The organism is Kitasatospora sp. NPDC034023 (genome assembly GCF_055575795.1).
In genome coordinates, this window is sequence record NZ_JBVIRY010000005.1 from 139,466 (window position 1) to 154,183 (window position 14,718).

Genomic DNA, 14,718 nt, shown 5'->3' on the forward strand with positions numbered 1-14,718 from the left:
GGCCTGCGTGTGCGCGTCGCTGCTGCTTTCCGCGTGGCCTGCCGGTCCGGCTTGTGTGCCGGGTGGCGCGTGGTTGCGGTCGTGCCGCGTTGAACCGGCTTGCTTGTGCGGGTTGTTGGTGCTTCACGTGTGGCCTGCCGGTCCGGCTTGTGTGCCGGGCGGGGTGTGCGTGGCCGTGTCCTGCTGAACCGGCTTGCCTGTGTGGGTCGTCGGTGCTTCACGTGTGGCCTGCCGGTTCGGCGCGCGTACCGGGTGGTGCCGGTGGGCTGGTGGGTTGGTGGCGGGCCGTTGGGTGCGGTCCGTGCGGTGTGCCTGCCTACCTGCCTACCTACCTGCCTGCCTGCCGGCGGGCCTGTCGGCCCGGGCGGTTGGTGCTGGTGGCGGGTCGGGCTGGTTGTGGGGCTGAGGGTTGTGCTGGTCGTTCCGGCCGGCTGGTGGTGCTGGTGGCCGGGCTGGTTGTTCGTGGTGGTCGGGTTGGTGCTGGTTGGTGGTGTGCCGGTGGGCGTGCGGGTGCGGTGTGTTGTGGGGTCAGGTAAGCGTGTGTCTCGCAAGTGGTGCGCAAGGGGGGTGGGGGTGGGGGGTTGCGGGGCGTTTGCGTGGGTGGGGGTTTCATGCGGTTTCGACAAGGCACGCGGTCTTCGTGGCCGGGTTGCTTCCCTTTCGTCTCGTCTCGTCTCGTTTCGGCGGGCGGGGTGGTGCGTGCTCGGGCCTGTGCCGTTCCTTCTGTTGTGGGGGCGGTCCGCTGGTCCTTCCGGTCCTTCCGGTCCTTCCGGTCCTTCCGGTCCGTCCGGTCCTTCCGGCCTTCCGGTCCTTCCGGCCTTCCGGCCTTCCGGTCCTTCCGGTCCTTCCGGTCCGGTCTATCCGGTCTATCCGGTCTGTTTGTTCTGTTTGTGTCTGGTCCTTGTGGTGCCTGTGTCGGGCGCGTGGTGTGTGAGGGCGGGACGTGGCGGGCGGACCGGCGGGTGGACCGGCGGGTGGTCCGGTGGGTGGTCTGGGGGGTGGTCTGGGGGGTGTGTTGGTCCCTTTCGTGTCTTGTTCGGGTGGCGGGCCTGGTGGGTCGGCTTCCTTGTTTGTTCCCTATTCGACGCGTTGACAGCTGTCCGTTTCCCTGTTGTGTGGGGGCGGGCGAGGAGAGGAAACGATCACTCATGTCGCAGATCCCGACCATCGAGGACCTGGCCCAGCAGTTGCAGGCGGTGTCCGGTGCGCAGGAGATCGACGCGGACGCGGCGTTGCAGCACATCGCGGACGTGGACTCGCTGGATTTGATGGAGTGGCTGTACGGGTTCCAGAACCAGTACCCGCACATTCCGGCGGATGAGTCGTTGTTCGCGGACATCGACGACTCGACGACGTTGCGGGTGGTTCACGAGCGGATCCTGGCGCTTGTGCCGGGTGAGGGTCGTTGAGGCCGCGGGGGGTGGGGAGGAGAGGGGCGGGGTGATGAGTGGTTTCGACGTCACCGGCTGGGGGATGTCGGTGCCCGAGCGGGTGGTGACCAGTGCGGAGCTCGCGGAGCGTTTCGGTGTGGACGAGCACTGGATCGTGTCGCGGTGCGGGATCCGGGAGCGGCGTGCGGTGGGGCCGGGGCAGAGCACGGCGTCGATGGCGGTGGAGGCGGGGCGCCGGGCGTTGGAGCGGGCGGGTCTGACGGGTGCGGATATCGCGCATCTGATCGTGGCGACGGCTACTCCGGAACAGCCTTCGCCGGCGACGTCGGCGTTCGTGCATGACGAGTTGGGGATCGCGGGCAGTGCGCATGATGTGAACTCGGAGTGTGCGGGTTTCGTGTATGCGCTGGTCACGGCGGTGGGTCTGATGCGTATGGATCCGCGGCCGGTCCTGGTGATCGGTTCGGACACGCACACGTTGACGGCGAATCCCGCGGATCGGGATCTGTCGATCCTGGTGGGTGACGGTGCGGGCGCGGTGGTCCTGGTTCCGGGTCCGGTGGAGCGGATCCGGGCGTGGAACCTGGGTGCGGACGGCTCGTGCAAGGACAGTCTGAAGGTCCTGGCGGGTGGTTCGCGGATGCCCACCACCGCGGACACCGTGGCGCAGGGTCTGCACTACGCGCAGATCAACGGCAACGAGATCTATCTCAATGCCGTGCGCTACACGGTCCGTACGATCCGCGAGACCCTGGAGCAGGCGAAGGCCGGCGCGGGGGATGTGGACCATGTGGTTCCGCATCAGGCGAACATTCGCATCATCAACTCGGTGCTCGCCCATACCGGGATTCCCGCCGATCGTCTGGTCACCAATCTCGAGCGGTACGGCAACACGGCTTCGGGGTCGATCCCGATCGCGTTGGCGGAGGCGCTGGACGCGGGGCGGATCAAGGACGGTGACACGGTGTTGCTGGCCGGTTTCGGCGCGGGTATGACGTGGGGCTCGGTCCTGATGACCTGGGGAGGCGTCCGGTGAGCGGCAGGGAGGCTTTCGGGGTGCGTCCGGTGGCGCCGGTGGCGTTGGTCACCGGTGCGTCCGGCGGGCTGGGCAGTGAGCTGGCGGTGGCGCTGGACGCGGCCGGGTGCCGTGTCGCGGTCCACTACAACAGTTCCCGTGCGGGGGCGGAGAAGACCTGCGCGCGGTTGTCCAACGACCATGTCATGGTCACCGGTGACGTCGCGGACTTCGAGCAGGTCGGTGCCATGTACGAGCGGGTCCGGGAGGCGCTGGGGCCGGTGGAGGTGCTCGTCAACAACGGCGCGGTCCGCAAGGACGCGCTGATGGCCATGCAGGACCCGGCGCAGTGGCGGCAGGTGATCGACACCAATCTCGTCGGTTCCTTCCACACGGCGCGGGTGTGTGTGCCGGCGATGCTGCGCGCGCGTTGGGGACGCATCGTCAACATCGTGTCTCCGTCCGCGCTGATCGCGACGGCCGGGCAGACCGCCTACTCGGCGTCCAAGGCGGGGCTGATCGGTCTGACCCGTACTCTGGCGGCGGAGTGCGGGCGCCGGGGGGTGACCGTCAATGCCCTGTCACCCGGCTTCATGATCACCGGTATGACGGACACGCTGCCCGAGCACGTCGTCGCCGGCATGCGTGACAAGGTCCCCGTGCCGCGTTTCGTCACCCCGGGTGAGGTCGCCCGATCGATCACCCTGTTCCTCGACCAGGACTGCATGACCGGCCAGGTCATCAGCATCGACTCCGGCGCCTCCATCACCTGACCCGCCCCCGGCCCGACCCCGGCCCGACCCGCCCCCCGTCCCCGGTTCCTGCCGTCCGGGGGCGGGGGCGTACCCGTCGTCGGGCGGTTCGGGCTCCGGGGCCCGCCGTACCGGTCCCCGGGTCCCGCTCCGCCCCTGTCCCCGTCCCCGGCTCTTAGCGTCCGGGGGCGGGGGCGTACCCGTCGTCGGGCGGTTCGGGCTCCGGGGGCCGGTGTCCGGGGCCTGCCGTACCGGTCCCCGGGTCCCGCTCCGCCCCTGTCCCCGTCCCCGTCCCCGGTTCCTGCCGCTGGCCCCCGCTCGCGCCCGCCTACCGCCTACCGCCTACCGCCTCGGGCTCGTCTCCGACCCCCCGGCCCGAACCCGCCCGAACCCCCGGAGCCCGTACCACCGCAGGCCCCGGCCGGTACAAGCCAGGGGCACGGACGGGCATACGGCTCGGCCCGGCCCCCTCCTGTCCCGCGCCCGTCCTGTCCCGCGCCCGGACACCGGCCCCCGGTACCCCTACCGGCGGGCAACGAGTGCGCCCCCGCCCCCGGGGCCGGGGTGGTGGTGGCCACGCCCCGGCTCTGGAGGAGTGTCCCGTCTGGAGGTTGAGACCATAGGTTGTGCGGGTGTCGGGTCGTCTGAGCGTGGCGGTGTGTCCCGGTCGTGAACTCGCCTACCCGGCGCCTGTGACGCCTCGCGGGAATGGGCGGGGTCCCGCTGGTGTGCGACGAGTGCGGATGTGGCGCCACCCACCGTGTCGTGGTGTCACCCGAGGGCGTCGAGGTTGTCGCTTCAGGAGGCGGTTACCTGCGTGCCAGGTTCGAGTTGCTCGACTGGGCGTGCTCGACGGTGGTTGCCGAGGGCGGTGTCTTCCGCCATTACGTGGTGCCGGGCGCCGACCGGTCGCTGCTGGACGGGTTCCTCGCGCTCCTGGCCGCCCGGGTGCCCGGCACCTGAGCCGTCAGGCTCTGCGCTCGTGGCGCTCGTGGCGCTCGTGGCGCTCGTGGCGCTCGTGGCGCTCGTGGCGCTCGTGGTGCTCGTGGTGCTCGTGGTGCTCGTGGCGCCGGTTGAGCCGGCGGGAGGCGCCCGGCCACGTGATTGTGCGTTCGGCGACCCGGCGGTGGTGTCCCGGGTGCTGGCTTGAGTCCACGCCCGGCCGGGCGATGCGGGCGGTGATGCCGTGCTCGTGCAGGAGACGCCGGGATGAAGGGGCGGTCGTGGGCTGTGTCCGCGTGCGGTTTGGCGGGCTGTCGGCGACGTGGCCCGTGTCGGGAGCGGGTGGGCGGGATCGGGGCCAGGAGCGGTTCGAGGGCCTGGCCGTCGTGGAGGTTCGCTCTGCAGGTGCCGACCGCGAGCGGGGTGGCGTTGCGGTCGCAGATCAGGTGGATCTTGATTCCTTCTCGCCGTGGTCGGTCGGATTCGGTCCGGTCGGTGGCCCCTGGTGAGAGCGTGGATGTTCGCTGGATCGATCGCCGCCCGCGACCGGTCGAGTTCTCCGCCGGCCCCGAGTTCGTCCAGGACGACGTGGTAGAGCTTGGCCCACACGCGTGCGGCGGTCCATGCGGTGAAGCGCCGGTGGGTGCTCTGTCAGGGCGCTCCGGACACGGGCGGGAGCCGGCGCCGACTGCTTCCGGTGCTGGTCACGAACACGATTGCGGCCGGCACCTGGCGGTTGCCGGCCCGCCGTCGGCGCCCGCCCTGTGGCCGTACCGGAGGCTCGGGCACGACGCGCTGGAAGAGGTCCGACAGCTCGTCCGGGACCAACCGTTCACCTGTGTCCACGCGCTACGGAACGACTGGTCCCGAACGAGACACTTTCCGACAGGCGAGGCCGGGGCGGGGGCGGCGTGCCCGCCGGGTGGGGCATCCGTCTCCCGGTCCTGCGGGCCCGGACCGGCCGGGCCCGGACCGGCCGGGGCCGGGGGCGTGCCTGCCCTGCGGGTGGTGCGGGTGCCGGGGTTCGGGCGGGGGCGGTGCCCGGGCTTGGGGCGGGGCGTACGCGCCCTCCGGGCGGGACCCGGGGGGCGGTGTTGTCGGCGGTGGTGCGGGTGTGCGGGGCCGGGGTGTTCTCCGGGAGCGGGGCCGGGGTGGTGGTGGCCGCGTCCCGGCTCCGGCAGGGGCGGGTGGGGGTGTGGGTGGCTTCGTGTCCGGGGGCCGGGCCGTGGGCGGCGGTGCGGGCGGTGGTCGTCGCTGTCGGCCGAAGGGGTGTGTATCCGTCAGGTCCGTGTCCGCGGACGCCGGCCCGGTGCCGGCCGGATGCGGGGGGCTGGTCGTGGTGGTCCCGGGGCGCGGTGGTCTTCTTCTGCGTCTCGGGGCCGTTCGGCTGTTCCGGGGACCGTGGCGGGTTCCTCGTCGCGGACCTGGTGCGGGGGTATGTGCGCGGGCGCGGTGGCGGTGGGCATGGTGGCGGGGGCGCGGGGTGGGCGGGGTTTTGGCCCGGGCGGGTTCTTGGCCGGGTCGGCTGCCCGCGCGAGAAAGGGGCGGGCGGATGCGGGGGCGAGGAGGAGGGGACGGAGGGGCTGAGAGGGGAGAGGCGGAGAGGGGAGAGGCGGAGGGGCGGAGGGGCGGAGGGGGGAAGTGGGGGAACGGGGGCGGCGGCCCGTATCCCCCCTTTGTTCCTGCCCGCTGTAGCGGGTGGGGTGGGGACGCGGGCCGCCGCGTGCACGCGCGCCGGGGCGCGTGGGGTGGGTCAGTTGAGGGCGGCGAGGGCGGCCTCGTAGTTCGGCTCGTCGGCGATCTCGGCGACGAGTTCGGTGTGCAGGACGGTGTCGTTCTCGTCCAGGACGACCACGGCGCGGGCGGTCAGGCCGGCCAGCGGGCCGGAGTTGATGGCCACGCCGTAGGCGTCGTGGAAGTCGCGTCCGCGCAGGGTGGAGAGGGTCTTGACGTTGTCCAGGCCCTCGGCGCCGCAGAACCGGGCCTGCGCGAAGGGCAGGTCGGCGGAGATGCAGAGGACGACGGTGTTGTCCAGCGCGCCGGCCTGGGCGTTGAAGGTGCGCACCGACGTCGCGCAGGTGGGGGTGTCGATGCTGGGGAAGATGTTGAGGACCTTGCGGGCGCCCGCGAAGTCGTTCAGCGAGGTGTCCGCCAGTCCGGTGCCGACCAGCGTGAACGCCGGGGCCTGGCTGCCCGAGGCGGGCAGCGCGCCGCCGACCTCGACCAGGTTCCCCTTCAGCGTGACCTGAGCCATGAAAAGCCTCCTACCAGCGGTGTACGGGTGTGCAACGCCGCCGATCCTACTGCCCGCCCGTGTTCCGTCCGCCGGGCGACCACCGGCTGGACACCCCCGCCCCCACGTGCCTGCCCCGAGGAGGGGCGGGAGGAGGAGCGGGCGCAAGCGAGGGCAGGGGCGGGGGTCCGTGTGGTGGCGCGCCGGGGCTGGGGGTCAGGCGGACCGGAAGGGGGCAGGCGGACCGGAAGGGGCCGCCGTACCGGGGGAGGACGCCGGGGCTGCCGTCGGGGAGGGCGGGTTCGGGGGGCGGGGGTGGCGAAGGGGTCGTGGCCGCGGATGACGGGGACGGGGCGGACGGTGGCCTGGAAGGGCGGTGTTGCCGGCGGCGCCGAACGGCAGGGCGGGGCGGTGGCCGGCCCGGGTGCGGGCGACCACGGCGGGCCGGGTGGGGCGGACGGAGGTGACGGTGTTGGCCGTGGGAGCGTCGGCCGCGTTCGGTGGTGCCGGGTAGGGCGCCGTACTCGGCTTCGCCGACCCTGGCGGTGGTGTGGCGCGCGCGGGTGCCGGCGGCGGTGCCGATGCCGGTAGCGGTGGCGCGGCCGGGGCAGTGTCCGCCGGTTCCGGTTCCGGTGGTGTGTCCGGTGGAGCGGGCCGGGCGTCGCGGTGGCGCGGCGGGGGAGGGGATGGCGGAGACGGCCTTGTCGAGGAGGGTGTCGAGGGCCTGGACGGCCTGGCGGGGGGCGTCTGGGGGCGTGCGGGGGCTTCGGGCTGCGGGGACGGTGCGGTGGCGGGCGGTGGTGCGTGGTTGTCCGGGGAGGAGGGGCGCGGGCCCGGTACGGCTCCGCCCGTGTCCGTGTCCGTGTCCGTGGCCGCGTCGCGGGCCGGGGTGGTCATCGGGGGCTCTGGCGGGTGGCGTGGTCGTACTCTGCCCGGCGGCGGTTGCCGCCGCCGAGGACCACGGCGGCCCCCGAGAAGATTCCCCGTCCCGGTTCCGCAGCCGGGCCCCACGCCCGCAGCCAGGGCCCGCTGTCCACGCCCGCAGTCCACGCCCGCAGTCCGGGCCCGCAGTCCGGGCCCGCAGTCCGGGCCCGCAGTTCGGGCTGTGACGGGGCGTCATCCCGTCTGTGAGAGCATCGCCGGGTGCGTCGACTCACCGTCCTGGGGACCAGTGCCGCCTATCCCGAAACGGGCCGGGCCGCCAGCGGGTTCCTCCTCGAGTACGACGGCTACCGCCTCGTTCTCGACCTCGGCTACGCCACTTTCCCCCGCCTGCTCGAGCACACCGGCGTCACCGGCCTCGACGCCGTCGTCATCACCCACGAACACCCCGACCACTGCGCCGACCTCAGCGCCCTGTGCCGGGCCCGCTACTTCGCCGCTGCCCGCCCGCCCCGCCTGCCCCTGTACTGCCCCCCCGGCGTCGTCACCCGCGTCCAGGCGATGGAACCCACCGAAGACCTCCACGACGTCTTCGACATCCGCCCCCTGCCCGCCACCGCCACCGCCTCCCACCGCCTGGGCCCGCTGCGTCTGGACACCGTGCCGCTGCCTCACCATGTCCCGCACGCGGGCGTGCGCCTGAGTGCCCCGGGTCTCACCCTCGCCTACAGCGGCGACGCGGGTCCCGGCCCGGGCCTGGCCGGCCTGGCCGCCGGCGCCGACCTGTTCGTCGCCGGTGCCACCGTGTGCGGTGACGGCCCCGGCGACCCGTACCTGCTGAGCGCCGCCCAGGCCGGGCAGTGGGCGAAACGGGCCGGCGCGGCCCGGCTCCTGCTCACCCACTTTTGGCCCGGCACCGACCGCACCGTCGCGCTCGCCGAGGCCCGCCGCGCCTTCGGAGGCGACGTCACCGCCGCCGAGGAGGACCTGCAGCTGCCCCTGTGAGCGGCCCCGGCCGTCCGCGGGACCGGCGGCGGTTTCGCAGCGTGTGGGGACGGCCGGGGCGGGTTCCGGCCCCCGGCCCGGCCCGGCCCGGCCCGCCCTGCCCCGCTTCGGCGCCCGGCGCACCGGCCCCAGGGTGCCGCCCCGCCGGCTGCCGCTCGTTCTTGGCGCGCCGCCCCTCGCGCCCCGGCCGGTGGCGGGGCGGGCCGCCGGGCGGTGGCCCGCCCGCGTGACGCCCGGTGCGGGCATGCGCCCGGATCCGTACGCCGTCCACGCCGGAAACCGGATTGTGCACGACCCGCCCGGGGGGTGCTCCTGTGTGTTCGGTCAAGGTCCAAGGCCAGTAGGTTCGTGCGGTCAGGCGGGCCGAGCCGTAGGGGTGTGCATGAGTGATGGCCAGGTGACGATCAAGCTCACGAGTGACGAGGCACTGGTGCTGTCGCACTGGCTGGAGAAGCTCCAGATGACGGACCTCAGCCGCGTTGTCGACGATCCGGCGCTCTGGGCGCCGATCCATCGGATCGCCGGAACGCTCGACAAGGTGCCTCCTGAGCTGTTTGCGCCTGACTATGGCCAGCGGCTTGAGGCGGCTCGTCAGCGGCTTCGGCCGGAGGACTGATCGAGCGGTCCGGGTTCACCCAGCCGCAGCGGGTTGGGGCTCGTAGAAGGTTCCGTCGCGGAGCATCGCGAACAGGACGTCGGCCCGGCGTCTGGCGAGGCAGAGCAGGGCCTGGGTGTGGTGCTCCCTTGGCCGATCTTCTTGTCGTAGTGGGCCCGCGATGCCGGGTCGCCGAGTGCGGCGAACGCGGAGAGGGAGAAGGCCCGTTTGAGCTGCTTGTTTCCCCGCCTGGAGGGCTGTTCGCCGCGGATCGAGGAGTCCGAGCTCCGGGTGGCCGGGGCGAGGCCGGCGTAGAGGTCGGCGATCCGCCGCATCGTCAGCCCGGCAGACGGGCGAGCGGGCAGCCCGTGTCCCGGGCGACCGCCAGAGGCAAGGCGCCGATGGAGGACGGCTGGTCGACCACGACCAGCACCGTTCCGTGCTTGGCCTGGAGTTTCGCGAACAGCTCTCGGAGTTTGGGTTCGGTGTTGGGCAGGCGCTTGTCGAAACACCTTCTTCCCGCCCGGTGTGACGGCGGTGGCGTGATGTTCGCCCTCGCCGACGTCCAGGCCGAGCAAGACGTCGATGTTGCTGGTGTCGATCACGTGCAGGCTCCTCCATCCCGCTTTCGTCCGGCCTTGCCTTCTTGGCACCGAGCTGCCACATCCACGGTACGGAGAGCTCTTCCGGCTCGGGTGAAGCCGGTGCTCAAGCCCCTCATCAGCGGTCCGTCGATGCACGAAATAGGTAACGGGGGGCGGGCGGTAGGAGAGCGGGTGGGGCATGGCGACGCGGCAGAGCACACCGGCGGGAACGACGGCGGCGTGAACGAAGGCGGCGGGAACGGGGGCGGGGCGGCCCGGTGGCCGAAAGCCGGACTGTGAGCGACGCCGCCGACGGCGCGGTCCCGGAAGCCGTGGCGATCAAGGATGCCGTACGACCGGGACGCTACCGGGACGCCCTCGACCGTCAAGGGGCGCCGCCGCGCGGACCTCGCCGGCGGGCAGGCCCGGCCGTCGGGCACCACGTCGAACGTCGGCGCGCGGGTGCCTGTTCCGGTCGTGGGAGGGCCGGGGCCGGTAGGCGGGGGCGGTCAGGCGTAGTGGTCGAACAGGGCTTGCAGGTAGTCCTCCAGACGGGCAATCAGGACGTCCGGGGTCAGGTCGGTGCGGCCCAGTTCGCGCCAGGGGACGGCGACTTTCTCCGCGTCCGGGGCGAAGGCGAGGGCGTCCAGCAGCCGCCAGTACAGGTGGTCGCCGCCCTCGGCGAGGGGGCGGCCGCCGGCGTCGCGGTAGCGCTCGGCGAAGGCCAGGCCGGCCGCGGGGCCGTGGAGCAGGGCCAGCGCGGTGGAGCAGTGGGCGACGTCCAGGTCGGCCGGGCCCCAGGACGTCTCCACCCAGTCGACCACCCCGCTGACCGCCAGCTGCTCCCCGGCGCCGGTGAACAGCACGTTGCCGGGGTGGAAGTCGCGGTGCAGGAAGCACGGGCGGTGCGCGGGCGCCTCGCGGCGGATCGCCTCCACCGCCCGCGCCCACAGCGCGGGGCGCCGCGTGTGCCCGGGGACGCGGACGAGGTCGGGGGCCGTCCACGCCTGCCAGACGCGCGGGCGCCGCTGCTCACCGACCTCGACGGCGTGGACGGCGGCGAGCTGGGCGGCCAGCAGGTCCGCGCGCCGGCCGGTGTCCGCGTCCTGGGCCAGGCGCACACCGCCGGGAAGGTGCGTCATCACCAGCGACGGGTGGTCGCAGGCCGCGCCGTGCTCGTCGAGGGAGAACAGGCGCGCGGCCGGGACGCCGCCGTTCTCCAGCAGGCCCAGCACGCCGGCCTCGCGGGCCAGCAGGGCCGGGGCGTGGCGGCGGTAGAACGGCGTGACGAAGGAGCGCAGCACCAGCGCGTACGGCCCGTCGCCGCCCGGGCGTTCGATGTCCAGGCGGCGCATCCGCGAGGTCCACCCGCCCTTGAGCGCCGTCACCTGCGCGATCCGCTCACCGGGCGCCAGTGCGCCCTGGACCCACCGCAGGGTCGCGGCCCAGCCCTGCCCGTCGTCCCCGGTCCCGGCGTTCCCGATCATGGACGGACAGCCTACGCGCCCCGCTCCGCCCGCCTCCCCGAGGGCCCCGAGAGCCCCGAGGGCCCCGACGCCACGGCCGAGGCCCACCGCCACCCGCCCACCGCCACCCGGAAGCGCCGCCCGCGGACCGGCGCCGGGAACTGGCACCCGGAAACGGCGCCCGCGATCGGCAAGAGTGTTATCACCGGCGGGAGTTGACGGACCATCGGAACCTGTCAGGAGGGTGCGGTGTCCAGGGCCTCCGCGTCGGCGGCGGCCACCACCGCCGACAACAGGCCCGGGAAACGGTCCTCCAGCTCCTCGCTGCGCAACGCGTTCATCTTGGTGGTCCCCACGTAGTACTGGCGCAGCAGTCCCGCCTCGCGCAGCACGCTGAAGTGGTGACTGGAGGTCGAACGCCCGACCGGCAAGTCGAAGGAACCGCAACTCAGATCGGCCCCCGAGTGCGCGAGCGTGCGCACCACCGACCTGCGGGCCGGATCAGCGAGCGCCTCCAGCACCCGCTGGACGCTCACGTCCTCCACACCAGGGTGCTCGATCATCCGCGCCGCCACGCGTGCCCGTCCCACACCCACCACCCCTTCCCAACACTCGACCCCCGTCCGTCCCATGGTCAAAAACCGCGCCGTGCGCGCGACTTCACGCCCCGACGCTACTACGCCCGACCCATCTGCCACGCCCACCGCAACACCTCCGCAACACACCCGAGGGGCGCAAGGGGACCCGCCGGGACGGACGGCGGGCGGTCGCACGGGGAAGCGGACCGGGGGCGCGGGGGGCGGGACGGGGAAGGGGCGGGTGGGTGCGTGGTGGGGACGGGAGGGGCCCACCGGGCCGGGCCGGACGGGAGGACGGTCGCGCGGGGGAGCCGGGCCGGGGGCGCGGGGGAGGGGCGCGTGCCGGGTGTGCCCGGTGGTGGGTGCCGGGCGGTGGGTGCCGGGCGGGTGGGTGCGGGAGGGGCCGGCGGTGCGTGCCCCTCTCCCCGCGCCCCTTGTCGGGGGCGCGGGGAAGGGGACAGACGCGGGGAGAGGAGAGGGAGAGGGGGTGGCCCCGGGGTCAGGCGGCGCGGGCCGGGGTGGGGACGGGGCGGGGCAGGCGGGTGAGGGCGAGGGGTTCGAAGATGCCCATCAGGACCGGGTCCACCGGCCGTACCGCCGACGGGGCGGGGGGCGCGGGGGTGGGGGTGCGCAGCAGGGCGAGGTAGAGCTCCTGGGTCTCGGCGGCCGGGTCGATGCCCAGTTCCTCGGCCAGGACCTGGCGCAGCTGCTGGTAGCAGCGCAGGGCCTCGGCGCGGTTGCCGGAGGCGGCGAGGGCTTCCATGCGGCAGCGGTAGGCGCTTTCGCGGAACGGGGCGCGGCGCACCGCCTCGTCGGCCCAGCGCAGCGCGTGGTGTTCCTCGCCGAGGGCGGAGGCGGCCAGGCTCGCGGTCTCCAGCGCGCTGATGCGCAGTTCCTCGACGTGTTCGCGTACCCCTTGCGCCCAGTCGCCCTCGTGGTCGGGCAGGAACGAGCCGCGCAGGTTGGCCAGCGCGCCGGCGGCCAGCTGCTGGGCCACCGCGTGGCTGCGCGCCGCCAGGGCCTCGCCGGCTTCGCCGACGGCGCAGGCGGCGGCTTCCAGGTCCACCGCCGCGTCGGCCGGCAGGCGCAGCACGTAGCGCCCGCCCTGGGCGATCAGCGGGGTGGCGCCGGGCCCCTGGCCGGGGTCGGTGACGAAGGCCCGTACCCGGCTGACCACGCTGCGCAGGGCCGAGGCCCAGGTGTCGGGCAGGCCGTCGGGCCAGATGGTGTCGGCCAGCTGGTCGCGGCTGGTGCCGCCGGAGCGCTCCAGGACCAGGCGGGCGAACGCCACCTGGGCCTGGGCGCTGGACAGGTGCTGCGGGGCACCGTTCTCGTGCTCGATCGCGACCAGGCCGGTGAGGCGGATCAGCATCGCCGCGCCCCCGATCTGCCGGACGGACTGTCTTCCCTGAAGCCGTTCAACGTAGCTCCAACCCCCTTGAGGCAAAGCGGAAGTGACGGCCCGTGCCGGGCTGTCGGCATGGGAAAGCGGGAAACCCGGAACGGGACGGATGCGCCGCCGACCAGCCGTTCGGTTTCGGCGGATTTTGACCATACATTCGGCGCGAGGCGCGGTGTCAACACCGGCCGCGAAAACATACCCGCCGGCCGGTCGATGCGTCGTGGACGCAATGTTTCCGCACGTCAGATGGTTTCCGCAGGCCAAAGAAGCGGCTATTGCGGACGCCTTGCGCATCCTGCCGTAGAAATGTAGCCATCCTTGAGCAGCCCGCGTGAAGGCTTCGAGAAATCCCGCCCGCAGCCACCGTGAAACGCCCCGCCGGGAAACCTCCGGAAACGAACCGGACGGAAACCGGAAACAAACCGGAACGCCACCCGGAACGCCGCCGAAGAACCGCCCGCGAAAACCCGCGAAAACCCGCGAAAACCCGCGATGCCCGCGAAGCCGTGAGACCCGCGATACCCGCGAAGCCGTGAGACCTGTGAGACCCGTGTAGCCGTGAGACCTGTGAGACCCGTGTAGCCGTGAGACCTGTGAAAGCCCCCGAAGCCGTGACGCCGTGAAGGAGAAACGCCCGTGAACGCCACCGGAGCATGGGACCGCCTGGAGCCGAAGCTCGCCGCAACGAATGCCCGGGTGGCCGCACTGGAGTCCGACCCCTCCCGGCGCAACAGCTTCGTCGCCTACACCATGGAACGCGACAGCGCCTACTGCGACCTCGACGGCGAGCGCCTGCTCATGATGTCCGGCTACAGCTACCTCGGCCTGGCCGGCGACGAGCGCGTGGTCGCCGCCGCCAAGGCCGCCGTCGACGTCTACGGCACCGGCAACCACGGCGTGCGCGCCCTGGCCGGCACCATCCCGCTGCACGAGGAACTGGAAGCCGAGGTCGCCAGCTACGCCCACCGCGAGCGCGCCCTGGTCTTCGGCTCCGGCTACGCCGCCAACGTCGGCACCGTGGGCGCCCTGGTCGGCCAGGGCGACACCGTCCTGATCGACAAGTACGACCACGCCTCCATCGTCGACGGCTGCCGCCTGTCCGGGGCCACCGTGACCCGTTTCCGCCACAACGACGTCGATCACCTCGAGCGCCGCCTCAAGGCCGCCGCCCCCACCGGGGTGCGCCTGGTCATCGTCGACAGCGTCTACTCCATGGACGGCGACATCGCCCCGCTGCCCGAACTGCGCGAGGTCTGCGACCGCTATGACGCCCTGCTCATGGTCGACGAGGCCCACGCCCTCGGCGTCATCGGCGCCACCGGCGGCGGCATCGAGGAACACTTCGGCCACCAGGTGCGCGTCGACGTCAAACTCGGCACCCTCTCCAAGGCCATCCCCTCCATGGGCGGCTGGGTCGCCGGCAGCCACGACCTCATCGGCCACCTGCGCTACGCCGCCCGCCCGTTCCTGTTCTCCGCCGCCCTGGGCCCCGCCCAGACCGGCGCGGCCCTGGAGTCCCTGCGGATCCTGCGCCGCGAACCCGAACGCGTCACCCACACCCAGGTCCAGGCCCAGCGCCTGCGCGAGCGCCTGAACGCGGCCGGCATCTCCACCATGGACTCCACCACCGCCGTGCTGCCCGTCATCGCCGGCACCGACGACGCCGCCTACGACTACGCCACCGCCTGCCGCAAGGCCGGCGTCATCGGCCTGCCCGTGGTCACCCCCGCCGTGCCCAACGACCTGGCCCGGCTGCGCATCGCGGTCACCGCCCGCCACACCGCGGCCGACATCGACTTCGCCGCCGACGCGTTCCTGAGCGCCGCCGCCCAGACCGGCCTGATCTGACCACCCGCCACCACCCGGCCTGGAC

Annotated in this window: 12 protein-coding genes and 2 pseudogenes; 7 read left to right on the forward strand and 7 right to left on the reverse strand. The window is 73.2% G+C overall.

The genetic code is table 11. The features are described 5' to 3' along the window. The first annotated feature begins 1,148 nt into the window (after positions 1-1,148). The 4 genes from ACZ52R_RS09660 (at position 1,149) to ACZ52R_RS09675 (ending at position 4,121) form a co-directional block, all read left to right on the forward strand. Entirely contained in the window at positions 1,149-1,409 is a 261-nt protein-coding gene (locus tag ACZ52R_RS09660; RefSeq protein ID WP_360508507.1) for a hypothetical protein, read from the forward strand. A 34-nt stretch (positions 1,410-1,443) separates the two neighbouring features. Then, complete coding sequence (locus ACZ52R_RS09665; RefSeq protein ID WP_360508505.1) at positions 1,444-2,427, forward strand: 3-oxoacyl-ACP synthase III family protein; 984 nt, start codon at positions 1,444-1,446, stop codon at positions 2,425-2,427. Continuing rightward, positions 2,424-3,179: an SDR family NAD(P)-dependent oxidoreductase gene (locus ACZ52R_RS09670; RefSeq protein WP_360508502.1), complete on the forward strand. Its 756-nt coding sequence runs from the start codon at positions 2,424-2,426 to the stop codon at positions 3,177-3,179. The genes ACZ52R_RS09665 and ACZ52R_RS09670 overlap by 4 nt, the downstream gene beginning before the upstream one ends. A 744-nt stretch (positions 3,180-3,923) precedes the next feature. Then, a complete protein-coding gene (locus ACZ52R_RS09675) occupies positions 3,924-4,121 on the forward strand; it encodes a hypothetical protein (RefSeq protein WP_465753256.1) in 198 nt (65 codons plus the stop codon). Between the two features lie 4 nt (positions 4,122-4,125). Here ACZ52R_RS09675 and ACZ52R_RS09680 read toward each other — a convergent pair. Further along, positions 4,126-4,946 (reverse strand): annotated as a pseudogene (locus tag ACZ52R_RS09680) (IS5 family transposase). Positions 4,947-5,853: 907 nt separating this feature from the next. After that, on the reverse strand, positions 5,854-6,354 hold the full coding sequence (tpx, locus tag ACZ52R_RS09685; protein ID WP_465660586.1) for a thiol peroxidase: 501 nt from the start codon (positions 6,352-6,354) through the stop codon (positions 5,854-5,856). A gap of 1,122 nt (positions 6,355-7,476) precedes the next feature. Here tpx and ACZ52R_RS09690 point away from each other — a divergent pair. Beyond that, positions 7,477-8,220, forward strand: a complete 744-nt coding sequence (locus tag ACZ52R_RS09690) for an MBL fold metallo-hydrolase (protein ID WP_465753257.1) — start codon at positions 7,477-7,479, stop codon at positions 8,218-8,220. Between the two features lie 382 nt (positions 8,221-8,602). Beyond that, entirely contained in the window at positions 8,603-8,836 is a 234-nt protein-coding gene (locus ACZ52R_RS09695) for a hypothetical protein (RefSeq protein ID WP_465614956.1), read from the forward strand. 15 nt (positions 8,837-8,851) lie between these two features. Here ACZ52R_RS09695 and ACZ52R_RS09700 read toward each other — a convergent pair. The 5 genes and pseudogenes from ACZ52R_RS09700 to ACZ52R_RS09720 all read right to left on the reverse strand — a co-directional run. Further along, positions 8,852-9,129: pseudogene (locus ACZ52R_RS09700) on the reverse strand (transposase); the annotation flags it as partial. 23 nt (positions 9,130-9,152) lie between these two features. Continuing rightward, complete coding sequence (locus ACZ52R_RS09705) at positions 9,153-9,362, reverse strand: IS110 family transposase (protein WP_465615284.1); 210 nt, start codon at positions 9,360-9,362, stop codon at positions 9,153-9,155. Between the two features lie 546 nt (positions 9,363-9,908). Further along, entirely contained in the window at positions 9,909-10,886 is a 978-nt protein-coding gene (locus ACZ52R_RS09710; RefSeq protein WP_465614957.1) for a phosphotransferase family protein, read from the reverse strand. 215 nt (positions 10,887-11,101) lie between these two features. Continuing rightward, positions 11,102-11,428 carry an ArsR/SmtB family transcription factor gene (locus ACZ52R_RS09715; RefSeq protein WP_465753258.1) on the reverse strand — a complete coding sequence of 109 codons (327 nt, stop codon included), beginning with the start codon at positions 11,426-11,428 and terminating at the stop codon, positions 11,102-11,104. Between the two features lie 514 nt (positions 11,429-11,942). Beyond that, positions 11,943-12,815: an AfsR/SARP family transcriptional regulator gene (locus ACZ52R_RS09720; RefSeq protein ID WP_465753259.1), complete on the reverse strand. Its 873-nt coding sequence runs from the start codon at positions 12,813-12,815 to the stop codon at positions 11,943-11,945. A gap of 666 nt (positions 12,816-13,481) precedes the next feature. Between ACZ52R_RS09720 and ACZ52R_RS09725 the strand changes: the two genes are divergently transcribed. Continuing rightward, positions 13,482-14,693 carry an aminotransferase class I/II-fold pyridoxal phosphate-dependent enzyme gene (locus ACZ52R_RS09725; protein WP_465614958.1) on the forward strand — a complete coding sequence of 404 codons (1,212 nt, stop codon included), beginning with the start codon at positions 13,482-13,484 and terminating at the stop codon, positions 14,691-14,693. Positions 14,694-14,718: the final 25 nt, after the last annotated feature.